The sequence below is a fragment of the Gordonia sp. LUNF6 genome (assembly GCF_047041125.1).
Lineage (GTDB): Bacteria > Actinomycetota > Actinomycetes > Mycobacteriales > Mycobacteriaceae > Gordonia > Gordonia sihwensis.
In genome coordinates, this window is record NZ_CP178181.1 from 1,749,953 (window position 1) to 1,774,052 (window position 24,100).

At 69.5% G+C, this 24,100-nt stretch carries 19 protein-coding genes and 1 pseudogene; 14 read left to right on the top strand and 6 right to left on the bottom strand.

All coding sequences use genetic code 11. The annotated features are described in order from the left end of the window. Nucleotides 1-80 precede the first annotated feature (80 nt). The 13 genes from ACK8HH_RS08200 to ACK8HH_RS08260 all read left to right on the top strand — a co-directional run bounded on the left by ACK8HH_RS08200 (nt 81) and on the right by ACK8HH_RS08260 (nt 15,650). Nucleotides 81-848, top strand: coding sequence for an SDR family oxidoreductase (locus tag ACK8HH_RS08200; protein ID WP_006896309.1), 768 nt, complete (start codon nt 81-83; stop codon nt 846-848). Next, nucleotides 848-1,678: an SDR family NAD(P)-dependent oxidoreductase gene (locus ACK8HH_RS08205; protein WP_006896310.1), complete on the top strand. Its 831-nt coding sequence runs from the start codon at nt 848-850 to the stop codon at nt 1,676-1,678. Before ACK8HH_RS08200 ends, ACK8HH_RS08205 begins: the two co-directional genes overlap by 1 nt. Next, a complete protein-coding gene (locus ACK8HH_RS08210) occupies nt 1,675-2,751 on the top strand; it encodes an NADPH:quinone oxidoreductase family protein (RefSeq protein ID WP_412475675.1) in 1,077 nt (358 codons plus the stop codon). The genes ACK8HH_RS08205 and ACK8HH_RS08210 overlap by 4 nt, the downstream gene beginning before the upstream one ends. Beyond that, nucleotides 2,748-3,503: a 3-oxoacyl-ACP reductase FabG gene (fabG, locus tag ACK8HH_RS08215; RefSeq protein ID WP_006896312.1), complete on the top strand. Its 756-nt coding sequence runs from the start codon at nt 2,748-2,750 to the stop codon at nt 3,501-3,503. Before ACK8HH_RS08210 ends, fabG begins: the two co-directional genes overlap by 4 nt. Before the next feature lie 2 nt (nt 3,504-3,505). Continuing rightward, a complete protein-coding gene (locus tag ACK8HH_RS08220) occupies nt 3,506-3,958 on the top strand; it encodes a MaoC family dehydratase (protein WP_045538178.1) in 453 nt (150 codons plus the stop codon). Further along, nucleotides 3,958-4,983 (top strand): phosphotransferase family protein, encoded by a 1,026-nt coding sequence (locus ACK8HH_RS08225; RefSeq protein ID WP_062366848.1) that lies wholly within the window; start codon nt 3,958-3,960, stop codon nt 4,981-4,983. Before ACK8HH_RS08220 ends, ACK8HH_RS08225 begins: the two co-directional genes overlap by 1 nt. Nucleotide 4,984: 1 nt before the next feature. Further along, nucleotides 4,985-6,205 (top strand): acyl-CoA dehydrogenase family protein, encoded by a 1,221-nt coding sequence (locus ACK8HH_RS08230; RefSeq protein ID WP_006896315.1) that lies wholly within the window; start codon nt 4,985-4,987, stop codon nt 6,203-6,205. Next, the gene (locus tag ACK8HH_RS08235) at nt 6,205-7,395 is read left to right on the top strand and encodes an acyl-CoA dehydrogenase family protein (protein WP_412475676.1); all 1,191 of its coding nucleotides are present in this window, start codon (nt 6,205-6,207) and stop codon (nt 7,393-7,395) included. The genes ACK8HH_RS08230 and ACK8HH_RS08235 overlap by 1 nt, the downstream gene beginning before the upstream one ends. Then, nucleotides 7,374-8,489 carry an acyl-CoA dehydrogenase family protein gene (locus ACK8HH_RS08240; protein WP_412475677.1) on the top strand — a complete coding sequence of 372 codons (1,116 nt, stop codon included), beginning with the start codon at nt 7,374-7,376 and terminating at the stop codon, nt 8,487-8,489. The genes ACK8HH_RS08235 and ACK8HH_RS08240 overlap by 22 nt, the downstream gene beginning before the upstream one ends. A 186-nt stretch (nt 8,490-8,675) precedes the next feature. Further along, nucleotides 8,676-10,061 carry an MFS transporter gene (locus ACK8HH_RS08245; RefSeq protein WP_006896318.1) on the top strand — a complete coding sequence of 462 codons (1,386 nt, stop codon included), beginning with the start codon at nt 8,676-8,678 and terminating at the stop codon, nt 10,059-10,061. A 51-nt stretch (nt 10,062-10,112) separates the two neighbouring features. Continuing rightward, a complete protein-coding gene (locus ACK8HH_RS08250; protein ID WP_101841579.1) occupies nt 10,113-10,742 on the top strand; it encodes a TetR/AcrR family transcriptional regulator in 630 nt (209 codons plus the stop codon). Between the two features lie 31 nt (nt 10,743-10,773). Continuing rightward, entirely contained in the window at nt 10,774-12,501 is a 1,728-nt protein-coding gene (locus tag ACK8HH_RS08255) for an AMP-binding protein (RefSeq protein WP_006896321.1), read from the top strand. Continuing rightward, entirely contained in the window at nt 12,498-15,650 is a 3,153-nt protein-coding gene (locus tag ACK8HH_RS08260) for a carboxyl transferase domain-containing protein (RefSeq protein ID WP_412475678.1), read from the top strand. The genes ACK8HH_RS08255 and ACK8HH_RS08260 overlap by 4 nt, the downstream gene beginning before the upstream one ends. 97 nt (nt 15,651-15,747) lie before the next feature. Here ACK8HH_RS08260 and ACK8HH_RS08265 read toward each other — a convergent pair whose 3' ends face one another. Both ACK8HH_RS08265 and ppgK read right to left on the bottom strand, forming a co-directional pair. Next, nucleotides 15,748-17,145 carry an RNA polymerase sigma factor gene (locus ACK8HH_RS08265; protein WP_062366856.1) on the bottom strand — a complete coding sequence of 466 codons (1,398 nt, stop codon included), beginning with the start codon at nt 17,143-17,145 and terminating at the stop codon, nt 15,748-15,750. Between the two features lie 179 nt (nt 17,146-17,324). Continuing rightward, nucleotides 17,325-18,131, bottom strand: coding sequence for a polyphosphate--glucose phosphotransferase (gene ppgK, locus ACK8HH_RS08270; RefSeq protein ID WP_006896324.1), 807 nt, complete (start codon nt 18,129-18,131; stop codon nt 17,325-17,327). 117 nt (nt 18,132-18,248) lie between these two features. Here ppgK and ACK8HH_RS08275 point away from each other — a divergent pair, with 117 nt between their 5' ends. After that, nucleotides 18,249-19,151, top strand: a complete 903-nt coding sequence (locus tag ACK8HH_RS08275) for an inositol monophosphatase family protein (protein WP_006896325.1) — start codon at nt 18,249-18,251, stop codon at nt 19,149-19,151. A 24-nt stretch (nt 19,152-19,175) separates the two neighbouring features. Here ACK8HH_RS08275 and ACK8HH_RS08280 read toward each other — a convergent pair whose 3' ends face one another. From ACK8HH_RS08280 to ACK8HH_RS08295, 4 genes and pseudogenes are all read right to left on the bottom strand, one after another. Then, nucleotides 19,176-20,093: a dioxygenase gene (locus ACK8HH_RS08280; protein WP_412475679.1), complete on the bottom strand. Its 918-nt coding sequence runs from the start codon at nt 20,091-20,093 to the stop codon at nt 19,176-19,178. Continuing rightward, nucleotides 20,090-21,151, bottom strand: a complete 1,062-nt coding sequence (locus ACK8HH_RS08285; protein ID WP_412475680.1) for a maleylacetate reductase — start codon at nt 21,149-21,151, stop codon at nt 20,090-20,092. Before ACK8HH_RS08285 ends, ACK8HH_RS08280 begins: the two co-directional genes overlap by 4 nt. Before the next feature lie 2 nt (nt 21,152-21,153). Next, nucleotides 21,154-22,942: pseudogene (locus tag ACK8HH_RS08290) on the bottom strand (FAD-dependent oxidoreductase). 65 nt (nt 22,943-23,007) lie between these two features. After that, on the bottom strand, nt 23,008-24,078 hold the full coding sequence (locus tag ACK8HH_RS08295) for an MBL fold metallo-hydrolase (RefSeq protein ID WP_006896330.1): 1,071 nt from the start codon (nt 24,076-24,078) through the stop codon (nt 23,008-23,010). Nucleotides 24,079-24,100: the final 22 nt, after the last annotated feature.

A 24,100-nucleotide genomic window follows, 5' to 3' on the forward strand; every position in this document is an offset into this window, starting at 1 on the left:
TCACCGTGGTGCAAGGTGGATCGTAACAGCTAAGCAAGCGCTTAGTCAGAGTTCACCGCAGTTCATGACAAGGAGACTCCGTGGCACAGATCGATCCTCAGCGCTTCAAGGGCCAGACGGCCATCGTGACGGGCGCCAGCCGCGGCATCGGGTTCGCGATCGCCGAGCGGCTGATCGCCGAAGGCGCCAAGGTCACGATCACCGCTCGCAAGAAGGAGGCCCTCGACGACGCCGTCGAACGGCTCGGCGGTGCGGACGTGGCACTCGCGGTACCCGGTCGCGGCGACGACCCCGACCATCAGGCCGATGCGGTGGCGAAGACCGTCGAGCGCTTCGGCAGTGCGGATCTGCTCGTCAACAACACCGGTATCAACCCGGTCTACGGACCGCTGATGGACATCGATCCCGAGGCCGCACGCAAGATCATGGACGTCAACGTCATCTCGGCGCTGCGCTGGGCGCAGGCGGTCAACCGGGCCTGGCAGGGCGAGCACGGCGGTGCGATCGTCAACGTCGCCTCCATCGCGGGTCTGCGCCCCGCACCGGGCATCGCCTTCTACGGGGTGTCGAAGGCCGCGGTCATCCATCTCACCGAAGAGCTCGCGTGGGAGCTCGGACCGAACATCAGGGTCAACGCGGTGGCTCCGGCGGTGGTGAAGACGCGGTTCGCCACCGCCCTCTACGAGGGTCGCGAGGAGCAGGTCGCCTCGGCGTACCCGCTCAAGCGATTGGGGGAGCCGGACGACATCGGTTCGGTGGTGGCCTTCCTGCTGTCGGCCGACGCGGGCTGGATGACCGGACAGACGCTCGTCGTGGACGGCGGCGTGCTCCTCGGCGGCGGCGCCTGATGAGCGGCGCGGACCCGGCGGCCTTCGATCCGGCCGGTAAGACGGTCGTCGTCACCGGAGCGGGCAACGGCATCGGCGCCGGGCTCGCCGTCGCAATGGGTGCGCGGGGCGCTCGGGTGGTGGTGGCCGATCTCGATGCGCAGGGCGCCGAACGCACGGTGGCGTCGATCGCGGGCGCGGGCGGAACCGCGGTGGCCGCACCGGGCGACGCCGCGTCGCAGGACGGCGTGGACGCCCTGATCGCGACGGCCCGCGAAGCCTACGGTCCGATCGACGCGTGGTTCGCCAACGCGGGAGTCGACCGAGGGCGCGGGCTCGAGGCCGACGACGCCGACTGGGAGCTCTCGTGGAATGTCAACGTGCTCGCGCACGTGCACGCGGCGCGCCGGCTCGTCCCGGAGTGGATCGAGCGCGGCGGCGGACGGTTCGTCGTCACCGCTTCGGCGGCCGGGCTGCTGACCATGCTCGGCGCTCCCGCGTATTCGGTGACCAAACACGGCGCCGTCGCCTTCGCCGAATGGCTGTCGGCGACCTATCGGCATCGAGGAGTCGTGGTGCAGGCGATCTGTCCGCAGGGCGTGCGCACCCGGATGCTCGATCAGTCCGGGCCCCTCGAAGAACTGCTCAGCCATGACGTCGCACTCTCCGTGGACGACGTGGCGGCGGCGGTCGAGGCGGCCCTCGACGGCGACGACTTCCTGATCCTGCCGCACCCCGAGGTGTCCGGCTACTACCGGGCGAGGGCCGGCGACACCGACCGCTGGCTCGCGGGCATGAACAAACTGCAGCGCAGGCTCGACTCGGCCCGGTCCGCGGGAGAGCCGCGATGAAGGCGTGGCGGGTGCAACGGCTCGGCGAGCCCTCTGAGGTGCTGCACCTCGCCGACGTCGACCTCCCGGAGCCGGGACCGGGGCAGGTGGTGGTGCGGGTACTCGCCTCCGCGGCGAACTTCCCGGACGTCCTCATGTGCCGCGGGCTCTATCAGGTGCGGCCGGAACTGCCGTTCACCCCGGGAGTGGAACTGTGCGGTGAGGTGACCGCGCTCGGTGAGGGCGTCGCCGGGCTGTCGGTCGGCGACCGGGTGCTCGGCGGCGCGGTGCTGCCGTACGGCGGTTTCGGCGAGTACGCGGTGATGGCCGCCGCCGAGACCTTCCCGGCGCCGGAGTCCCTGGACGATGCGCAGGCCTCGTCGCTGTTCATCGGGTACCAGACCGGCTGGTTCGGACTGCACCGTCGAGCCCGGCTCCAACCGGGGGAGACCCTGCTGGTGCACGCCGCGGCCGGCGGGGTCGGCAGTGCCGCGATTCAACTGGGCAAGGCCGCCGGCGCGAAGGTGATCGGCGTGGTCGGTGGATCGGCCAAGGCCGGGGTCGCTCGCGCGCTCGGCGCCGATGTCGTGGTGGACCGGCACGCGGAAGACTTCGTCGAGGTCGTCAAGTCCGAAACCGGCGGTCGCGGCGCCGACGTGATCTACGATCCCGTCGGCGGCGACACCTACCTGCGGTCCACCAAGTGCATCGCATTCGAGGGGCGGATCCTGGTGATCGGCTTCGCCGGCGGCACCATCACCGAGACGGCGCTGAACCACGCGCTCATCAAGAACTACTCGGTGGTCGGTCTGCACTGGGGTCTGTACAACAGGTACGCGCCCGACCTCGTCCGCGAATGCCACGCCGAGCTCACCGCGCTCGCCGACTCCGGAGCCATCGCGCCCCTCGTCAGTGAGCGGCTGCCACTGGAGGAAATCCCCGACGGCCTGCAACGGCTCGCCGACGGCAATACCGTCGGACGCGTGGCGTATCAGGCCACCCCGAGCGGACTCACCGGCCGCTCCGCCCGATTCCGCACACCCGAATCCCGCACATCCGAATCAAGTACGTCCTCGAAGGAGAGAACTCTATGACCACCCAGCGCATTGCGATCGTGACCGGCGCCGCTCGAGGCATCGGTGCCCAGGTGGCGCGCCGTCTGGCCGACGACGGTCACGCCGTGGCCGTTTTCGATCTCGACGAAGCGGCCTGCCAGAGCGTCGCCGACGAGATCACCGCCGCCGGCGGCAGAGCGATCGGTGTGGGCGTCGACGTCTCGGACGAAGTCAAGGTGGAGGCCGGCGTCAGCCGGGTCGCGGCCGAACTCGGGCCGCCGACGATCCTGGTCAACAATGCGGGCATCATCCGCGACAACCTGCTGTTCAAGATGAGCGTCTCCGACTGGGACTCGGTGATGGCGGTGCACCTGCGCGGTGCCTTCCTGATGTCGCGCGAGGTGCAGCAGTACCAGACCAAGGAGGGCTGGGGGCGCATCGTGAACCTGTCGAGCACCTCGGCGCTCGGCAACCGCGGCCAGGCCAACTACTCGGCGGCCAAGGCGGGGATGCAGGGCTTCACCAAGACCCTGGCGCTGGAACTGGGCCGCTTCGGCGTCACCGCCAACGCGATCGCTCCGGGATTCATCGCGACCGATATGACCGCAGCGACCGCCGAGCGCATCGGCGTCTCCTTCGACGACTTCAAGACCGCCGCGGCCAAGGAGATCCCGGTCCAGCGCGTGGGCGAGCCCGCCGACATCGCGCACACCGTGAGCTTCTTCGCGAGCGAAGGCGCCGGCTTCGTCTCCGGTCAGGTCATCTACGTCGCCGGCGGACCGAAGGCCTGACGATGATCGAGATCAACAGTGCCGAAGACCTCGTCGCCGCCGTCGGAACGCATCTGGGCTACTCCGACTGGTACGAGGTGACTCAGGAGAAGGTGAACCTGTTCGCCGACGCCACCGGTGACCACCAGTGGATCCACGTCGACCCGGAGAGGGCCGCGAAGGGACCCTTCGGCACCACCATCGCACACGGCTATCTGACCCTGTCATTGATTCCGGTGCTGCGCCAGAGCGCCTGGCGTGCGGTCGGAACCACGATGGGCGTCAACTACGGCACCGACAAGGTGCGGTTCCCCGCGCCCGTCCCGGTCGGATCGAAGGTACGGGCCGGCTTCGAACTCGTCGAGGTGAAGGCGAGTTCGGCCGGTCAGCAGGTGGTCGAGAAGGTCACCATCGAGATCGACGGCGGCGAGAAGCCGGTGTGCATCGCGGAGACCGTCTCGGTGCTGGTGTTCTGATGGCGGCCACCGGTTCACGCGAATTGCCCGGTCTCGATCTGGCCCGGCTGACTCCGTGGTTCATCGAGAACGTCGGCCCGATCGACGGCGCGCTCGACGCGGAGCTGATCGCCGGCGGCAAGTCGAACCTCACCTACCGTCTCACGGACGGAGACAACCGCTGGATACTGCGCCGCCCGCCCGTCGGCAAGCTGCTGGCGACGGCGCACGACATGGGACGCGAGTACACGATGATGTCGGCGCTGGCGCCGACGGAGGTGCCCGTGCCGCGGATGTACGCGATCTGCGACGACACCGACCTGCTCGGCGCGCGGTTCTATGTCATGGAGGCCGTCGACGGGACTCCCTACCGTAAGGCCGCCGAACTGGCCGAGCTGGGCAGCAGCCGCACCCGTGCGATCTCCGAGCGGCTCGTCGACACGCTGGCCGCTCTGCACCGCGTGGATCCGGCCGAGGTGGGACTGGGCGACTTCGGCCGTCCCGAAGGGTTTCTGGCCCGGCAGGTCGCGCGGTGGCGCAAACAGTTCGACGCCGCGCACACCCGCGACCTCCCGGACATGCAGCGACTGCACGGGCTGCTGGCCGAGCGGGTACCCGCCGACGCCGCCCCGGGCATCGTCCACGGCGACTACCGCCTCGACAACGTGCTCGTCGACGACGCCGATCAGGCCCGGGCGGTGCTCGACTGGGAACTGTCGACGATCGGGGACTCGCTCACCGATCTGGCGCTGATGTGCGTCTACCACCGTCTCGGTGCTGCGGGCGGCGGCGTCACCGACGTCTCGCTGGCGCCCGGCTTCCTCACCGAGGACGAGGTCCTCGCGCGCTATTCCGCCGAGTCCGGCCGTGACCTCTCGGACTTCGGGTTCTACCTCGCGTTCGGCTGCTTCAAGCTGGCCGGGATCGTCGAGGGCATTCACTACCGCTACGTCAACGGTCAGACGGTCGGCGAAGGATTCGCCGACGCCGGACAGGCCGTGGGTCCGCTGCTGAACGCGGGCCTGGACGCTCTGAAGGAGAGCTGAGATGGATTTCGAGTTCGACGCGAAGACCGAGGAACTGCGGGAGAACCTCCTGGAGTTCATGGATCAGTTCGTGTACCCGGCCGAGCCGGTGTTCGCCGAGCAGCTGGCCGCGCTCGAGGACCCGTGGGATTGGGACAGCGTGCCGGTCCTCGCCGAACTGCGGGCCGAGGCCCGCAGGCGCGGACTGTGGAATCTGTTCCTGCCGGGCGAACACGGGGCGGGACTGACCAATCTGCAGTACGCGCCGCTGGCGGAGATCACCGGCCGCAGCCCCGGGCTGGCCCCCGCCGCACTCAACTGTGCCGCGCCCGACACCGGCAACATGGAGGTCCTGGCCCAGTACGCGAACGCCGAGCAGCAGCGCAAATGGCTGACCCCGCTGCTCAACGGCGAGATCCGCTCGGCGTTCGCGATGACCGAGCCGGATGTCGCCAGCTCGGACGCGACCAACATCGAACTGTCGATCGTCCGCGACGGTGACGAGTACGTCATCAACGGGCGCAAATGGTGGATCACCGGTGCCATGAGCCCCAACGCGAAGATCTTCATCGTGATGGGGAAGACCGATCCGTCCGCGGAGCGGCACGCGCAGCAGTCGATGATCCTCGTCGAGCGCGACACCCCGGGCTTCGAGGTGGTGCGCGGGATGCACGTGCTCGGCTACGACGACCACGATCACGGCGGCCACGCCGAACTGCGGTTCACCGACGTGCGCGTCCCGGCGGCGAACCTGATCGGGGCGGAGGGCGACGGATTCGCCATCGCTCAGGGCCGGCTCGGACCGGGCCGCATCCACCACTGCATGCGGTCGATCGGCATGGCCGAGCGTGCGCTGGAGATGATGTGCCGGCGAGCCGCGAGCCGCGTCGCCTTCGGCAAACCGCTCGCCGAACAAGGTGTGATCCGCAACTGGATCGCCGAATCGCGGGTCAAGATCGAGCAGTTGCGGCTGTTGGTCCTGAAGACCGCGTGGCTGATGGACACCGTCGGCAACCGCGGCGCCCACACCGAGATCCAGGCCATCAAGATCGCCACCCCGTCGACGGTCGAGTGGATCCTGGACAAGGCGATTCAGACGCACGGCGCCGGCGGACTCTCCCAGGACTTCCCGCTCGCCAACTACATCGCGGGCATCCGGACGCTGCGGTTCGCCGACGGTCCGGACGAGGTGCACAAGAATTCCCTCGCGCGCGCCGAACTCCGCAGGCAGGGGACTCGCTGATGACGGAGGCGACCGCGGCGGCCGATCTCGCGCGGACGGTGGCGGACTTCCTGGCCGCACACGATCCCGCGACCACCGATCCGCTGGAGTTCCTCCGAGCCCGGTACGACGCGGGTCTGGCCTGGGTGGCGTACCCGGTGGGCCGCGGCGGACTGGGGCTGTCGCGGTCGCTTCAGCCCGAGGTGGACCGACTCTTCGCGGAGGCCGGCGCACCCGGAAACCGGAGCGAGGTCAACGGCATCGGCCTGGGCATGGCCGCGCCGACGATCCTGCGCTACGGCACACCCGAGCAGCTCGACCGCTACCTGCGCCCGCTCTGGACCGGCGAGGAGGTGTGGTGCCAGCTGTTCAGCGAACCCGGGGCCGGCTCCGACCTGGCGGCCATGGCCACCCGAGCCGTCCGCGACGGCGACGAGTGGGTGGTGAACGGGCAGAAGGTGTGGACCTCGGGCGCGCACAACGCCCGAATGGCGATCCTCGTCGCCCGCACCGACGGCGATGTGCCCAAGCACCGCGGACTGACGTACTTCCTGTGCGATATGACCGACCCCGGCGTCGACGTCCGGCCGCTGCGCCAGATCACCGGCGAGGCGGAGTTCAACGAGGTCTTCCTCACCGACGTGCGCATCCCGGACAGCCAGCGGCTGGGGGAGATCGGTCAGGGCTGGGAAGTCGCCAATGCGACCCTGAACAACGAACGGGTGGCGATCGGGGGCCGGGCCGCCCGGCGTGAGGACGGGATGATCGGCGTGGTCGCGCGGACCTGGCGCGACCGCCCCGACCTGCGTACCCCGGAACTGCACGGCGAACTGCTGAAGCTCTGGGTCGATTCCGAGGTGGCTCGTCTCACCGGCGTCCGGCTCGGCCAGAAGCTCGCCTCCGGGCAGCCCGGTCCGGAGGGAGCGGCGATGAAACTCTCGTTCGCACGCATCAACCAGGAACTGTCCGGGCTGGAACTGGAGATCCTCGGCGCCGAGGGACTGCGCTACTCGGATTGGACGATGGTCCGGCCGCAGCGCGTCGACTTCTTCGGCCGCGACGCGGGCTACCGGTACCTGCGAGCCAAGGGCAACTCGATCGAGGGCGGGACATCGGAGATCCTGCGCAACATCGTGGCCGAACGCATCCTCGGACTGCCGCCCGAACACCGAGTCGACAAGGACATTCCATGGAAGGACGTGCCGAGATGAGCGTCGCGGCGGACTACGTGCCGCACCTGGTGACCGACGAGGCGGAGGAGGATCTGCGGGCCGCCGTGCGCGATCTGCTGTCCCGGCGAGTCAGCACGGACGCCCTCATCGCCGCCTACGACGGCGCCGCGCCGCCCGACCTCTGGCGGGAGATGGCCGGACTGGGGCTCGCGGGCCTGTCGATCGGTGAGCAGCACGGCGGTGCCGGAGCCACCCCGGCGGTGGCGGCGGTGGTCCTCGAGGAACTCGGTGCGATACCGGCGCACACCCCGATGCTCACCAGCGCCGTGATCGCGACCACCGTGCTCGAGGAGGCGGGCGACACCGAACTGCTCCCGGGGCTGGCCGACGGATCCGTCGTCGCCGCGCTCGCCGTCCCGTTCTCCGCCGATCCGTATTCGGTCATCGCGAGGGTGGCGGCGGCCGACGCGCGCCTGTCCGGGCGGGTGCAGAGCGTGGCCGGCGCCGAGGACGCCCATGTCTTCCTGGTTCCCGGTTCGGACGGCGCCCTGTATGCGGTGCCGTCGGAGTCGGTCGTGGTCACGCCGGTCACGTCGCTCGACATGACCCGACCGGTCAGCGACCTCGAGTTCGACGGGGCCGAGGGGAGGCGTGTGTCGGACGACGGCGCGGCGGCGGTCCGCTCCGGTCTCGCGATGGGCGCGGCCCTGCTGGCGTCCGAACAAGCGGGCATCGCGCGGTGGTGTGTCACCGAAACCGTGGCTTACCTGAGGCAGCGACGCCAGTTCGGGCGCGTCGTCGGTGGCTTCCAGGCGATCAAGCACCGGCTGGCGGACCTGTACGCGGACACCGAACAGGCCTCGGCGGCGGCGCGCGCAGCTGCGGTCGTCTCGACCGATCTCGGAGTGGACTCTGACGAGTCGGCGCTGACGACGGCGGTCGCGGCGGCCTACTGCGGCGACCACGCCGTCCGGGCCGCCGAGGAAGCCGTCCAGTTGCACGGCGGCATCGGAATGACCTGGGAGCATCCCGCGCACCTCTACCTCAAGCGGGCGAAAGCCGATCAGATCGCTCTCGGTACTCCCGGACGGCATCGGGCGGCGCTGACGATCCTCGCCGATCTGCCCGCCTGACCTCGGCGAACCGGAGGCGACGAGACGCGCCGTCGGCGGACGTGACCACGTCCGCCGACGGCGCGTTCTAGCTGTGCACGACGGTCGTCTCCTCGGACGCTCGCGCTGGGCGTTCAGGCATTGACGTTGACGTCAATGTAAAGCATGATGAGTGTCACGCATCACACTTCGAGGCCGAGGAGGGTCATGAGAAATCCAACTGGTGCGGTGGCAGCGCAGGGGACCGAGGAACTGTCCGCGCACCGCAAACTGCTGGCCGCCGGTCTGTTCGGAAGCTCCATCGAGTGGTACGACTTCTTCGTCTACGGCACCGCAGCGGCGCTCGTCTTTCCGAAGATCTTCTTCCCGGACGCCTCGGCGCTGGTCGGCACCCTGCTCGCGTTCAGCACCTTCGCGGTCGGATTCATCGCCCGCCCGCTGGGCGGCATCCTCGCCGGCCACTTCGGCGACAGGATCGGCCGCAAGCCGATGGTCCTGGCCTGCCTGATCTCGATGGGACTGGCGACCTTCCTGATCGGATGCCTGCCGTCGGCGGCCGCGATCGGCTCGGCCGCGCCGATCCTCCTCGTGACCCTGCGATTCATCCAGGGGCTCGCGTGCGGCGGCCAGTGGGGCGGCATCGTCCTGCTGCTCACCGAATCGGCAGGCCCCAAGCGCCGCGGATTCGCCGGGACGTTCGGTCAGATGGGAGTGCCGCTGGGTCTGGTGATGGGCAACCTGGCGATGATCATCGTCAACGCCTCGACGTCGGATGCGGCCTTCCTGAGCTGGGGCTGGCGGATCCCGTTCTGGGCCAGTGCCGCCCTCATCCCGCTGGTGCTGTACATCCACTTCAAGGTCGAGGACTCACCGGAGTTCCGTCGACTGCAGGAGACCGCCGCGGCCAGGCGCGATACCGAACAGATCGCCCAGGCACCGCTGTCGGAGGCCATCCGCTTCCACTGGCGCAAGATCCTGCTCGGCGCGGGGCTGCTGGCAGCGACCAACTCGGCCTTCTATGTGGCGATCGCCGGATTCCTGGCCTACGGCACCAAGTCCGCGGCGGACAACGGCCTCGGCATGGACCGGACCACCGTCCTCGCCGCCATCATGGTGGTCTCCGTCCTGATGCCCGTGGTGATCGCGTGGGCGGGTAAGGCGTCCGATTCGATCGGCCGCCGACCGTTGATCCTGCTCGGCGGCGGCGTGCTGCTCCTGTGGGCGTTCCCGTTCTTCTGGCTCGCGAACTCCGCATCGGGCGTTCTCCTCTTCTTCGCGATGATGATCAGCAGCATCGGGCAGGCGTTGACGTACGGACCGCTCGCCGCCTTCATGGCCGAACTGTTCGAGCCCCGGCTGCGCTACTCCGGCGCCTCACTCGGCTACCAGATCGCCGCCGTCGCCGTCTCCGGCGTCGCCCCGCTCGTCATGACCTGGATCATCGCCGAGACGGCGTCGACCACCGGAGTGTCGATCTATCTGGCGGCGATGGCACTGGTCACCGTGGTCTGCGCCTGGCGGCTGCCGGAGACCAACGGTGCGGCCGTCCGCACCGATCCGGAGGCGGTGCCGGGCGTGCCGGCCGCCGCTTGACGGCGCTCCGGCGTCCTTGAAAGGCCGACCGTGTCACAGCAGACTGTCACAGTGAGCACCACTCAAGAGCGTGCCCGTGCCAGCCGCAAGGACGCCGGAGCAGCCCGCCGCAACCAACTCCTCGCCGCCGCCGCCGAGTGCTTCGACGAGTTCGGCTACTCCGCGGTCACCGTCGAGATGATCGCGAACCGCGCGCACACCTCGCGCCCCACGTTCTACGCCTACTTCCGATCGAAGGACGAGGTCTTCCTGGCCCTGGTGGAGAAGCTGGCAGACGAGCTGAACGTGACGCAGAGCCTCACCGGGCTGGAGGACGCCGGTGCACGCGAGATCCTCGCCGCGACCACTCGCGCGTACCTGGACGCCATCTTCTCGATGGGCGGCATCGTCGGGCTGATCGACGTCACCGCGTCGGTGCGGCCGGAGGTCGCCGAGATCTGGACCTCGGGAGCCGACCGCCGGATCCGCGGTTACGCGCGATTCCTCCGGAACCTTCCCGGCGGAACCCTCGATCCGGCGATCGAGCCGGAACGACTGGTGCAGATCATCGGCGACGCCATCCACCACGGCGCCAAGCGGCTCGCCGGGGCGGATGAGGAGGCCAAGGAGCGGTTCGTCCTCGACATCATCGCGGTCACCGAGCGTCTGCTCGGACTGACCGACGACCACCCGGCCCCGTAGCGGGCCACCCCGAACAGGAGCAGTTCCACCCATGTCCCCACAGAGCACGCCGGCTGACGTCCGGGCCACCGACAGCACACAGACGCCACCGGCAGCGGTTCTCGAGGCGGCGGCCGCGGAGCTCGCGGCCCGGCAGCTGGCGAATTGGCCTGCCGCCGTGCCCCGAGAATTCGAGTACCCGGCCGGACGTCCGACGATGGTCGACCACCTGCGGCATTGGGCCGCACTCCGTCCCGACGCGCCGGCGATCACCTTCTACGACCGCGACGTCTCCTATGCGGAGTACGACGAGTTCTCGGACCGGTTCGCGGGTTGGCTCGAGTCGGTGGGCGTTCGGGCGGGGGACCGGGTCGGAATCCACCTCGCCAACTGCCCGCAGTTCCACATCGCGATGCTCGGCGTGCTCAAGCTCGGCGCTGTCCATGTTCCGGTGAACCCGCTGTTCAAAGGCTTCGAGCTCGAGCACGAGCTCACGGATGCGAACGTGACGGTGCTGCTCACCTCACCCGAGCAGCGCGACCTCGTCGAGTCGGTGCGTGCCCGCACCCCGGTGCGACTGGTCGCGACGACGGCACTGGACGACATGCGCGCACATCCGTCGTCGACCGCGTCGGACTGGGCCGAGATCATGCGCGCCCCGCGCGCGCAGGTGCGCCCGGCCGATCCGGACGTGCTCGCGGCGTTGAACTACACGGGCGGCACCACCGGTATGCCGAAGGGGTGCGAACACACGCAGCGGCACATGGCGTACACGGCCGCCACGGCCACCCTCGCCGGCGGAACCGGCCTGGGCGATGCGGACGCGGTCTCGATGAACTTCCTGCCCGTCTTCTGGATCGCCGGCGAGGACTTCGGCATCATCAAGCCGCTGATCAACGGCCAAAGGGTGGTGCTGCTGACCCGGTGGGACGCCGCAACGGTCGTCGACCAGGTGGCCGCCTACGGTGTCACCGACCTCGTGGCCACCGTCGACAGTTACCTGGAGATCCTCGACCTGCCCGGCCTGGACCCGGCTGCGCTGCGCTCATTGAGGTCCACTCTCGCCGTGTCGTTCGTGACCCGGCTCGATCCGCCGATCCGGGCCCGATGGCGGGCCGCGGTCGGATCGGTCCTGCGCGAGGCCTCTTACGGCATGACCGAGACGCACACCGCCGACACGTTCACCCTCGGCTTCCAGGACGGCGACCGCGATCTGCTCGCCGATCCGGTGTTCTGCGGTCTGCCGGTTCCCGGAACCGACATCCTGGTCGTCGACGACGACGGCCGTCCGCTGCCGGTCGGCGAGGTCGGCCAGATCATCGTCCGGAGTCCGTCGATCCTGAGCGGTTACCTCGACGATCCCCGGGCCACCGCCGACGCGCTCCGCGACGGGTGGCTGTACACGGGCGACCTCGGCCGCTTCGACGAGTGGGGTGCGCTGCACTACCTGGCGCGGACCAAGGAGATGATCAAGATCAACGGCATGAGTGTGTTCCCGTCGGAGGTCGAGGCACTGATGCGCCGCCACGAGGGGATCGAGGCGATCTCGGTGGTTCCTCGGCCGGACCCCGACAGGGGGCAGGTCCCGGTCGCCTTCGTCGTGGTCACCGAGAACGGCCCGGACGAGCGGTCGCTGGTGGCCTGGGCGAGGGAGAACCTCGCGACCTACAAGGTGCCGGAGGTGATCGTCGTCGACGCGCTGCCGATGACGGCCACCGGCAAGGTCCGCAAGGGCGAACTCCTCGAGCGCGCCGCGGCGACGACCGGGGGCGCGGCATGAAGCTGCTGATCGCCAATCGGGGCGAGATCGCCCTGCGCATCATCCGCACCGCCCGCGAGATGGGCGTGTACACCGTCGCGGTGTACGCACCGGACGACGCCGCCACACCGCACGTCGCCGCCGCCGACGAGGCCGTCGGACTGCCCGGTGAGGGCCCGGCCGCGTATCTCGACATCGACGCGGTGTGCAGCGCCGCGATCCGGACGGGTGCCGACACCGTGCATCCGGGTTACGGCTTCCTGTCGGAGAACGCCGACTTCGCGCAGGCGTGCGCGGACGCGGGCATCACGTTCGCGGGCCCCGCACCCGAGGTACTGCGGCGTTTCGGCGACAAGCAGGCCGCGCGCGCGGCCGCCGTCGAATGCGGGCTCGATGTGCTCGCCGCGACCGACGGCGCCGCCGATCTCGCGCGGATCAGGGAGTTCGCGGGACGATGCCCCGGCGGTGTGATGCTCAAGGCGCTCGCCGGCGGCGGAGGGCGCGGGATGCGTCCCGTTACCGGCGACGCCGATCTGGACGCCGCGTTCCGGTCCGCGGTCGCCGAGGCCGAACTCGGATTCGGCGACGGGCGGGTGTTCGCCGAGGAACTCCTCACCGGCGGTCGGCACATCGAGGTGCAGGTGGTCGGCGACGGCGCTGAGGCGGTGGCGGTCGGCGACCGCGACTGCAGCGTCCAGCGCCGTCGACAGAAACTCATCGAGGTGGCGCCCGCACCGGGACTGGGCGACGGCTTGCGCACTCGGTTGCACGACGACGCCGCGCGACTGGTCGCGGCGGCCGGGTACCGCGGGCTCGCGACGGTCGAGTTCCTGGTGCAGGGGTCGCGCGCGGTGTTCCTCGAAGTGAATCCCCGCATCCAGGTGGAACACACGGTCACCGAGGAGGTCACCGGTCTGGATCTGGTGGCGATCGGACTGACCCTGGCCGGCGGGGGCCGGCTCGCCGATTGCGGTCTGGCCACGATCCCGCCCACGACTGCCTGCGCGGTGCAGATGCGCGTCAACCTCGAGACGATGAGCGCCGACGGTTCGGCGATGCCGACAGCGGGCAGGCTCGACGCCTTCACGCCGCCGACCGGACCCGGCGTCCGCGTCGACACCTTTGGCGCGCCCGGCCTGGAGACCTCGTTGCGGTACGACTCCCTGCTCGCCAAGGTCATCGTCCGCGCGCCGACTCTCTCGTCGGCCTGCGCGAAAGCCGACCGCGCGCTGTCGGAGTTCGTCATCGACGGGCCGCAGACCAACATCGGGCTGCTGCGGGCGATCCTCGCGGACGCCGAGTTCGCTCAGGGGCCGGTCGACACCGGCTTCCTCGACCGCAGGCTCGCCGACCTGCTGCCCGCGTGCGACGACGACGGCGCGCGGCAGACCGTCGCCGCCGACCTCGACGAGGACGAACAGGCGGTGGCCGCGCCGCTGACCGCCACCGTCATCCACGTCGCCGAACCGGGACGCGTGGTCGCCGCCGGCGAGCCGCTGGCGGTACTCGAAGCGATGAAGATGCAGCACGAGGTGATCGCCGAGACCTCGGTGCGGGTGATGCGGGTGCTCGCGGCCGAAGGCGCGACGGTGCTCGCGGGCACCCCTCTGGTGGTCTACCGCCCGGACGCTGCGGCGAGCGGCGCAGCCGACACCGCGGCCGACGACCTCGACCGGAACCGCGCCGACCTCGACGAGGTGAACGCACGGCATCGTCTCACCCGGGACGAGGCCCGCCCCGATGCGATCGCCCGTCGCCATCGGATCGGCAGGCGCTCCGCACGGGAGAACATCGCCGACCTGGTCGATCCCGGCAGCTTCGTCGAGTACGGCGGGCTCGTCATCGCCGCGCAGAAGGCGCGGCGGTCGGAGGACGATCTGATCGCCAACACCCCGGCCGACGGGTTGGTGGGCGGAATCGCGACCATCGCCGCCGACGCCTTCGGTGCCGACCGTGCCGCCGCGGTGGTCATGTCCTACGACTACACCGTCCTCGCGGGCACCCAGGGTTGGCGCAACCACGCCAAGACCGATCGCATGCTCGACATCGCGCTCAAGCGGGAGATCCCCGTCGTCTTCTTCACCGAGGGCGGCGGCGGCCGTCCGGGCGACACCGACCTCGACATCGTCGCGGGCCTGGATGTGTCGACCTTCCGATCGATGGCCCGCGTGCGCGATCGCGCACCGTCGATCGCCGTGGTGTCCGGCCGGTGTTTCGCGGGCAACGCGGCTCTGGCGGGCGCCTGCGACATCCTCATCGCCACCCGCGACGCGAACATCGGCATGGGCGGTCCGGCGATGATCTCCGGCGGCGGGCTCGGCGAGTACCCGCCCGAGGCGATCGGCCCGATCGACGTGCAGCGCCGCAACGGCGTGGTCGACCTCGTCGCCGACGACGAGGCGCACGCCGTCCGGCTCGCTCGGCAGGTGCTGGGCTACTTCCGGGGCGCGGTGGACGAGTGGACCGCCCCCGACGGGCGTCAGGCGCGCCACGCGGTACCGGAGAACCGGCTGCGGGCATACGACGTGCACGCCGCGGTGAGGGCGGTCGCGGACGTCGATTCGGTTCTGGAACTGCGCCCGGATCACGCACCCGGAATCGTCACCGGTTTCCTGCGCGTGGAGGGCCGGCCGTTCGGATTCGTCGCCAACAGCAGCCTTCATCTCGGCGGCGCGATCGACGCCGCCGGAGCCGACAAACTCGCCGAGTTCCTGGAACTGTGTCAGCTGCGCGGACTCCCCGTGGTCTCGTTCTGCGACACCCCGGGTTTCATGGTCGGGCCGGAATCGGAGGAGCAGGCCACCGTGCGCCGCTTCTCCCGCCTCTTCTCGGTCGGCGCCCGACTGACCGTGCCGTTCGGTGCGGTGATCCTGCGCAAGGGCTACGGACTCGGCGCGATGGCGATGGTGGGCGGGAGCTTCCGGGCGCCGCAGTTCACAGTGGCCTGGCCGACCGGTGAGATCGGCGGCATGGGTCTGGAGGGCGCCGTGCGGCTCGGCTTCTCGAAGGAACTCGCCGCGGCCCCGGACGACGGGGCGCGGACCGAACTGTACGACCGACTGGTCGCGACGATGTACGCGCGCGGACGCGCCCTGAGCGCGGCGGCGACCTTCGAACTCGACGACGTGATCGACCCGGCCGACACCAGATCGTGGATCCGCACGCTGTAGGGGAGCCCGACGCAGAACGCCGGCGAGTCGACGCCGCCCGGGACGGGTGGGGGTCGACTCGCCGGCGTTCGTCGATCTGCCGGGCGGGGCCTGCTGCTCAGTCCAGGTAGTCGCGGAGCACCTGGGAGCGGCTCGGATGCCGGAGCTTGCTCATCGTCTTCGACTCGATCTGGCGGATGCGCTCGCGGGTGACTCCGTACACCTGGCCGATCTCGTCGAGGGTGCGGGGCTGACCGTCGGTGAGACCGAAGCGCAGCCGGACGACGCCCGCTTCACGCTCGGACAGGGTGTCGAGCACGTCCTGCAATTGGTCCTGCAGAAGGGTGAAGCTGACCGCGTCGACCGCGACCACCGCTTCGGAGTCCTCGATGAAGTCACCGAGTTGGCTGTCGCCCTCGTCGCCGATGGTCTGGTCCAGCGAGATCGGTTCACGCGCGTACTGCTGGATCTCCAGCACCTTCTCCGGCGTGATGTCCATTTCCTTGGCGAGTTCCTCCGGCGTCGGCTCACGGCCGAGATCCTGAAGGAGTTCGCGCTGGATGCGGCCCAGCTTGTTGATGACCTCGACCATGTGCACCGGGATGCGGATGGTGCGGGCCTGGTCGGCCATGGCGCGGGTGATGGCCTGCCGGATCCACCAGGTGGCGTACGTGGAGAACTTGTAGCCCTTGGTGTAGTCGAACTTCTCGACGGCGCGGATCAGGCCGAGGTTGCCCTCCTGGATCAGGTCGAGGAAGGCCATCCCGCGACCGGTGTACCGCTTGGCGAGGGAGACCACGAGCCGCAGGTTGGCCTCGAGGAGGTGGTTCTTGGCACGGTTTCCGTCACGCGAGATCCACGACAGGTCGCGCCGCTGCGCCACCGACAGCTTCTCGCCCGACTCCATCACCCGGCGCAGCCGCTCGGTGGCGAACAGTCCCGCCTCGATGCGCTTGGCGAGCTCGACCTCTTCCTCCGCGTTCAGCAGGGCGACTTTGCCGATCTGCTTGAGGTAGGCGCGAACCGAGTCGGCCGAGGCGGTGAGTTCGGCGTCCTTGCGAGCCTGCCGCAGCGCCTCGGACTCGTCCTCGTCCCAGACGAAGTCCGGCTTGGGCTCGTCGTCCTTCTTCGCGCGGCCGCGGCCCTTCGCGGCCTTGGCCGGCTTCGCGTCGTCGGCCTCGTCGTCATCGTCGACGATCAGTTCGGCGTCGGCGAGATCGATCTGCGAGTCGTCGACGTCGTCGAGGCCCTCGCCGCCGTCGAGTTCGGTCTCGTCCACCTCGACGGTGGGATCGGCGGCCTTGCTGCCCGCGGTCTTCTTCGTCGTCTTCTTGGCGGCGGTCTTCTTCGCAGTCTTCTTGGCTGCAGTCTTCTTCGCGGCGGCCTTCTTGGCGGGCGCCTTCTTCGCGGCGGCCTTCTTGGCCGGTGCCTTCTTGGCGGGCGCCTTCTTGGCTACCGGGGCGTCTTCTGCTCCGGTGGCTTCGGCTGCTGCGTCGGTGGACTTGGTGGTTGCCACGTACAACCTTTCGACATAACTCACGGGCGGCACGGCTGCGCGCGTCCCGAACAGGACGTGACGCCGTGGGCGAAGGGGCTTGAGGGCTCGGTGCGAGACCGACGTGTTCCATTGTAACGACATCGCCGTGACGAGCACATGCGCATGCCGGTCTCACGCCCCCGACGAGCGGCCGACGATCAGAACGAAAGACCCTCGTCGACGGCGATCGCAGCGCCGACGATTCCCGCGGTGTTGCGCAGCTCAGCAGCGACGACGGGGGTCTGGTTGGTCAGCAGCGGAATCCACTGATCGGCTTTGCGGCTGATCCCGCCGCCCGCGATGAACAGGGTGGGGGAGAAGATCGCCTCGTAGTGCCGCAGCACTTTGGAGACCTTCTTGCTCCACTTCTCCAGCGACCACCCGTGGTCCTCGCGCACCTTCGCCGACGCGCGGTGCTCGGCCTCCTTGCCGTCGATCTCAAGATGGCCGAGCTCGGTGTTCGGTACGAGCGTTCCGTTGTACAGGAGCGCCGAACCGATGCCGGTGCCGAAGGTCAGGAGGATCACCGTGCCCTCGGCGTCGCCGACACCGCTGCCGAACCGGTACTCGGCGATTCCGGCGGCGTCGGCGTCATTGAGCACCGTGACGCGGCGCCCGCCCAGCCGGTCGCTGAACAAGGCATACAGGTCGGTGCCCTTCCACGACTCGTCGATGTTGGCGGCGCTGCGCATGATCTGCTGCCGGACCACGCCCGGGACGGTCAGCCCGACCGGGCCGGTCCAGCCGAAGTGCTCGACGATCTCGGCGACCGTGTCGGCGACCGCGGCCGGGGTGGCGGGCTGCGGGGTGGCGATGCGGTGGCGTTCTCCCACGAACTGTCCGGTTCGAAGGTCGACGATCGCCCCCTTGACTCCCGAGCCGCCGATGTCGATGCCGAAGCCGAGGTCGGATGACGGACTCGGCGAACGGTCGGAGGCAAGCACGGTGAATCGCGCGTCGGTCATCGGTACGGTCCGCCCTTCTTGGCAGGTCGAGGCTCGATCGGTGGACGATGGCGGCGGGAGACGGCCTGCGCCGTGCTCCCGTCGGACACTCTAGACTCGCAACTCTAGACTCTAGGTGTGACGTCTCCCGGCTTCTCCACCCCGTCCGATCCCATCGATACGCCCACGGCCGCGCCTGCCGAACTCGCCGAGATCGCCCGGCGGGTGGCCGAACGGGCCGCCGAGCACGTCCGGACGCGGCGGGTGGAACTGTTCGCGCCGACGGGCACGAGGGTCGCCGACGGCTCGGTCGAGTCGAAGTCGACCCCGACGGATCCGGTCACGGTCGCCGACCGGGAGTCCGAGGCACTGATCCGGAACCTGCTGCGCGCCGAGCGGCCCGACGACGAGGTCCTCGGCGAAGAGGACGGCGGGTCCGTCGACGTCCCCACCGGGGTCCGCTGGGTGGTCGACCCGATCGACGGCACGGTGAACTTCCTGTACGGGATACCGGCGTTCGCCGTGTCGGTGGCGGCACAGATCGACGGACGCTCGGTGGCCGGCGCGGTGGTCGACGTCGCCCGCGGGGTGACGTATTGGGCGAGCGCCGGCGGGGGAGCGTGGGCGACGGGACTCGGGCCGGACGCGATCCGACTGTCGTGCAATCCGATCACCGACGTCGGGCTGGCTCTCGTGGCCACCGGATTCGGGTACTCGCGCGAGCGTCGCGTGCGCCAGGGCGCGCTGATCGCGCAGCTGCTGCCCGAAGTGCGCGACATCCGGCGAGTCGGCGCCGCGGCGCTGGACCTGTGCATGGTGGCATCGGGTGCCGCCGATGCCCACATCGAGCACGGACTGAGCCCGTGGGACTGGGCGGCGGGCGGACTGATCGCAGCGGAGGCCGGGGCGACGGTCCTCCTGCCGCCCGCGGACTCGCGATCGAGCGACGGCCACGTGACGGTCGCCGCAGCCGGCGGCATCGCCGACGAGTTCGTCGACGTCCTCGAGCGGATCGGAGCGCTGCGCGCGTTGCCCGACTGAGCCCGCGTACCGCCGGCCGGCCCGTCATTCGTCGGTTGCGGCTCCGGGCGCCAGCACCACGTCGAACCGCACTCGTGACCACGGTCCGTCGATCACTCGGCCGTCCGGAGTCGGTGTGCCCGCCGGCTGCTCGATGAAATCCTTGACCAGCGAATCCTTGACTCCGAACACGCTGTCGCGGTCCAGCAGCTCGTCGCCGCGGACGAAGATGTGCGTCACCAGGCGCCGGCAGCCCGGCGCGGTGACCATGAAGTGCAGGTGCGAGGCGCGGTAGGGCGATCGGCCCACGGCCTGCAGCATCTTGCCTACCGGGCCGTCGTAGGGGATCGGATACGGCGTCGGCTTGATCCCCCAGAACCGGTACCCGCCGTCGTCGTCGGTGAACAGGTGGGCGCGCGCCGCGACGCGCCCGTCGTCGTGCTGAACGTCGTAGAGACCCTCATCGTCGGCCTCCCACACCTCGATCCTGGCGTTGCGGACCGGATCGCCGTCGACGTCGCGGACGGTGCCCTCCACCCAGCACGGCTGTCCCGCAGCGCCGAACGCCACGTCGCCGCCGAGTTCGATGCGGGGGGCTCCGTCGACGAAGAACGGGCCGAAGACGGTCGCCTCGGTCGCATCTCCGTAGGCCTCGTTGTTGATGGCGATGGTCTGCATCGACGCGCCCAGCGTGTCCGAGAGCAGCACGAACTCCTGTCGCTTGTCATCGGTGATGTGACCGGCGTCGGTGAGGAAGTCGATGGCGACCTGCCACTCGTCCTCGGTCAGCCGCACATCGCGGAGAAGGGCGTGCAGATGTTCGACGAGCGAGACCATCACCCGTCGCAGACGCGGATCGGCGCAGTCGTCGAAGGAGTGGACGACGCGCTGTACGACGTCCTCTTCGACCGCCCGTTGGCGTTCGGAGATCGGGCGGTTCGAGTGGTCGGGGATGGTGGTCATCGGGGTTCGTCTCCTTCCCACGCCGCGCGGAGCAACGCGGTGAGGTCGTCGGTGCTGACGGGTTTCGGGTTGTTCGTCGGGATGGCTGCCAGAATGGGCGGGACCGCTGCGGCGATACCTTCTCCGGGCATGCCGTAGTCCTTGAGCGCGCGGGGCGCCGACACGGCGCGGCGCAGGGCGGCCAGACCGGCGACCGCGGTCTGGCTGCCGAACGCGCGAGAGATGCGTGCGGCGGCCTCCGGTGCGCCGGGCGCGTTGAAGGCCAGCACGTGAGGCAGGACCACCGCGTGCGTCTGCGCGTGGGGCAGGTCGTACATCCCGCCCAGGACATGACAGATCTTGTGATGCATGCCCGAACCCGCCGAGGCGAACGACACCGCCGCGAGGTACGCACCGTAGAGCGTCTGCTCGATGGCGTCGAGGCCTCCGGCGCCGTCGACCAGCCCGATCATCCCGGCTCGCAGTCCGCGGATCCCCTCCTCGGCCAGCGCTCGGTCGATCGGATCCGCGCGCGGGCCCCACATCGAGTCGACGCAGTGGGCGAGCGCGTTGAGCCCGCTGGCGACGGAGAGATCGGCGGGCAGGGACTGCAGGAGGGTCGCGTCGTACACGATCGACGTGGGCAGGACGCGCCGGTCGGTTCCAGTGGTCTTGACTCCGTTATCGGTCATCCCCCAGACGTTCGTGGCTTCGCTGCCCGCGTAGGTCGTCGGCACGGCGACGATCGGCACACCGCTGCGCAGGGCCACGGCTTTGGCCAGGCCGGTGGCCGAGCCGCCGCCCACGCTGACGAGGACGTCGACGTCACCGGTGCGGGCAGCGGCCCGGGCGCGCTCGGCGACCTCGATCGGCACGTGCATGGCGACGTCGTCGTGCCGCACCGCGAGCGGGAGCCGCGCGGCGACGGCCTCCACCTGTTCGGCGCTCGGACCGGAGTGGATCAGCATGGCCCGAGTGCCGCCGACCGCCGCGACCTCCGCGGCCACGGCTCCCGGCGCGTCGCCCCGCGCGAACACCACGCGCTGCGGCAGCGTCTCGTGAATGAAGTCGAAGCTCATCGTCAGCGCCCCAAGACCGTTCGCATCGCCGTCGACAGTTCGCGGGTCGGGTCGTCGGGCAGCTGGTTCGAGCGCCAGGCAATGTGCTTGTCGGGCCGCACGAGGAGCGCCCCGGACTCCGAGACCTCGCGGAGCTTCGCCCAGTCGTAGTACAGATCGGTCACGTCGCGGCCGGGACCGATCACGACTGCTTCCAGAGGTACTCCGAGCTCGCGGGCGACGGCGTCGGCCGCCTGCGTCCACGGACTGCCCGCGACGCCGGTGACGAGGGTCCAGCGATCGTACGGCGCCAGGTCGAGCATCGCTTTGCGCGAGACGTTGTCGCCGACCCAGGCGTGGGGCAGATGTGCACCCGGCGACGTGGACGGGACGTAGTACAGATCGCGATCCTCACGCCCGGCCGGCGGCTGCGGCTCGGTGCCGTCGGAGACGATCGCAGCCGAACGGTAGAACTGGCCGAGTTCCACCCCGTGCGCGTTGAACTCGTAGTTCTTGGTGTTCATGGCTTTGACGAGGGCAGCCCGTTTCGCCTCACCGGCCGGCGAGTCGGCTTTCCGCTCGGCGATCGCGGCGGCCATCTCGTCGCCCTCCAGACCGACGACGCCGAGTGCGGTGAACATGTCGGAGAACTCTCGCGCCGACTTGTTCGCCCGGGTGACGATCTGTTCGGCGACGGGGGCGCGTTCGGCGGTGTAGGAATCGAGCAGCGACGGTGCCGCCTGCCCGCGCAGAACCGCGGCGATCTTCCAGGCCAGATTGTACGAGTCCTGCACCGAGGTGTTGGACCCCAGACCGTTCGACGGCGGGTGCCGATGAATGGCGTCGCCGACGCAGAACACCCGGCCCTTCTGCAGGTCGGTGGCGTACATCTCGTTCACGCCCCACAGGCTGTAGCCGGTGATCTCCGGCTCGAGATCCGGCACCCCCAGCAGGTCGCGAATGATGCCGGTGGCCATCTCGTCGTCCAGATCCGGCGGCGGCTGGTTGATGTCGTAGCCCCATACGATGAGCCACTCGTCCCACGGGCGCACCATGCGCACCAGTCCGGTTCCGATGCCGCCGACATTCGATCCGGGCTGGATCACCCAGTAGAGAACACTCGGTCGATGGTCAACCAGGGAGGCGATGTCGGCTTTGAGATGTTCATCGATCCGGCGATGTCCATCGCGCCTTCGAACGTCAGACCGATGTCCTCGGCCACGCGTGAGCGGGCGCCGTCGGCCCCGATCAGGTACTTCGCGCGGATCCGGTACTCCTGGCCGGTGAGACGGTCCCGCACGTCGACGGTGACGCCGTTCTCGTCCTGCGAGTGGCCGAGATACTCGGTGGAGAAGCGGGTCTGCGTTCCGCGGACGGTCGCGTTGCGGACCAGGATGGGCTCGAGGTAGGTCTGCGGGATGTCCACCGTGAGGCACGGCGAGGCGAGCCGGTAGTCGCCTCGCGGTCGGGGCGGGTGCCCCAGGTTCGGATCCGGCCGATCTCCTCGCCTGCGATCGACGTGCAGAAGACGGTGTCGCCGATCAACTCGTGGGGAGTGGCCTCGGCGAGGACCTGATCCTCGATGCCCATGTCCCGGAAGACCTCCATCGAGCGTTGGTTGGTGATGTGCGCTCGGGGCGTGTTCGCGGTCCAGCGGTACTTGGTGATCACGATGTTCGGGATGCCCAGCGTCGACAGGAACAGCGCTGCCGACGCGCCTCCGGGTCCGGAACCGACGATCAGGACATCGGTCTCGACGATGTCCCCCTCGGGCACCTCGGTTGCGGCGATGCCGTCGTTGAAAACAGCCATGATCTGGCCTTCCTGTGAGATTTGATGCCTGTGCGATGTGCTGCGGTCGTGCGCCGGCGGGCGGTTCAGCGGGGCTCGCCGAGACCGAAATGCATGAGGTCTTCTCCCACCACCAGGTGGCCGGAGAACCCCTGCTGCGCCTGCTGCCACTTCTCGACCGGCGTATTGCCCGGCACCAGGTGTGTGAGGACCAGGGTGTCGACGCCCGCGGCCTCGGCTTGAGCGCCGACCTCCTCGATCGCGGTGTGCGCAGCGAGCATGTGCTGCATGAGGTTGGGGTCGGGTCTGGCGGAGTTCGGCCCGAGCAGGGAGTCCACCCAGTCCATGTCGATGCACTCGTGGAGGAGGATGTCCGCGCCGTCCGCGATCGTCACCAGATTGCTGCACACGCCGGTGTCGCCCGAGACGACGATCGAGCCGTCCGGGGTGTCGAAGCGGAAGGCGAAGGCCGGGAAGATCGGCCGGTGGTCGACGAGGATGGCGGTCACCCGGACGTTCTCGTCCGCATAGACCTCGAACGGTTCCATCGCCGGACTCGGGTCGCCGTTGGGGTCGTCGCCGGTCGTTCCCGGGAGCACGATGTCGTGGAACTCGAAGATCTCGCGCAGATCCTGCTTGGCGTTGTCGCGCATCCGGTCGTTGATGTCGAGGGCGTACGCCTGGAGCAGCCTGGCCGTCGACTCCTCGAGACCGGGTGTCGGCGACTCCGGATTGAAGACCTCGGGGATCGGATCCCGATTGGTCTCGTCGAAGATCGGCGGCAGGACGCGACGATCGCCGGGGCCGTAGACCTGCACCGGCTGCCGGAGACCGTCGGAACCGTTGTGCCAGGCGAGGAGCAACAGGTTCGGATAGTCGACCATGTGGTCGGAGTGGTGATGGGTGATGAACACGCCGCGGAGGTCGTCGAGACCCTTCTGGAATCCGGCCGGGCCGAGACCGGCCTTGCGGTACCGGGGACCCCACCCCTCACCGCAGTCGATCAGGTACACCGAGTCGTTCACCGTGATCGCGGTCGAAATGCCGGCGCGGTCCGATCCGTCCCACCACGGCGGTCCGCCGGAGGTGCCGAGCAGGGTGACCCGGGTGCGATAGGCGGTGGCCTGGGCGTTGTCGAGAGGCTGATGAGTTGTCATGGCGGCGTTCTCCTAGAGGGCT

Excerpts from the sequence above, each read along its gene's own strand:
- ACK8HH_RS08205 (WP_006896310.1), top strand. The coding sequence starts at position 848 with ATGAGCGGCGCGGACCCGGCGGCCTTCGATCCGGCCGGTAAGACGGTC.
- ACK8HH_RS08210 (WP_412475675.1), top strand. The coding sequence starts at position 1,675 with ATGAAGGCGTGGCGGGTGCAACGGCTCGGCGAGCCCTCTGAGGTGCTG.
- fabG (WP_006896312.1), top strand. The coding sequence starts at position 2,748 with ATGACCACCCAGCGCATTGCGATCGTGACCGGCGCCGCTCGAGGCATC.
- ACK8HH_RS08220 (WP_045538178.1), top strand. The coding sequence starts at position 3,506 with ATGATCGAGATCAACAGTGCCGAAGACCTCGTCGCCGCCGTCGGAACG.
- ACK8HH_RS08225 (WP_062366848.1), top strand. The coding sequence starts at position 3,958 with ATGGCGGCCACCGGTTCACGCGAATTGCCCGGTCTCGATCTGGCCCGG.
- ACK8HH_RS08230 (WP_006896315.1), top strand. The coding sequence starts at position 4,985 with ATGGATTTCGAGTTCGACGCGAAGACCGAGGAACTGCGGGAGAACCTC.
- ACK8HH_RS08235 (WP_412475676.1), top strand. The coding sequence starts at position 6,205 with ATGACGGAGGCGACCGCGGCGGCCGATCTCGCGCGGACGGTGGCGGAC.
- ACK8HH_RS08240 (WP_412475677.1), top strand. The coding sequence starts at position 7,374 with ATGGAAGGACGTGCCGAGATGAGCGTCGCGGCGGACTACGTGCCGCAC.
- ACK8HH_RS08245 (WP_006896318.1), top strand. The coding sequence starts at position 8,676 with ATGAGAAATCCAACTGGTGCGGTGGCAGCGCAGGGGACCGAGGAACTG.
- ACK8HH_RS08255 (WP_006896321.1), top strand. The coding sequence starts at position 10,774 with ATGTCCCCACAGAGCACGCCGGCTGACGTCCGGGCCACCGACAGCACA.
- ACK8HH_RS08260 (WP_412475678.1), top strand. The coding sequence starts at position 12,498 with ATGAAGCTGCTGATCGCCAATCGGGGCGAGATCGCCCTGCGCATCATC.
- ppgK (WP_006896324.1), bottom strand. The coding sequence starts at position 18,131 with ATGACCGACGCGCGATTCACCGTGCTTGCCTCCGACCGTTCGCCGAGT.
- ACK8HH_RS08280 (WP_412475679.1), bottom strand. The coding sequence starts at position 20,093 with ATGACCACCATCCCCGACCACTCGAACCGCCCGATCTCCGAACGCCAA.
- ACK8HH_RS08285 (WP_412475680.1), bottom strand. The coding sequence starts at position 21,151 with ATGAGCTTCGACTTCATTCACGAGACGCTGCCGCAGCGCGTGGTGTTC.
- ACK8HH_RS08295 (WP_006896330.1), bottom strand. The coding sequence starts at position 24,078 with ATGACAACTCATCAGCCTCTCGACAACGCCCAGGCCACCGCCTATCGC.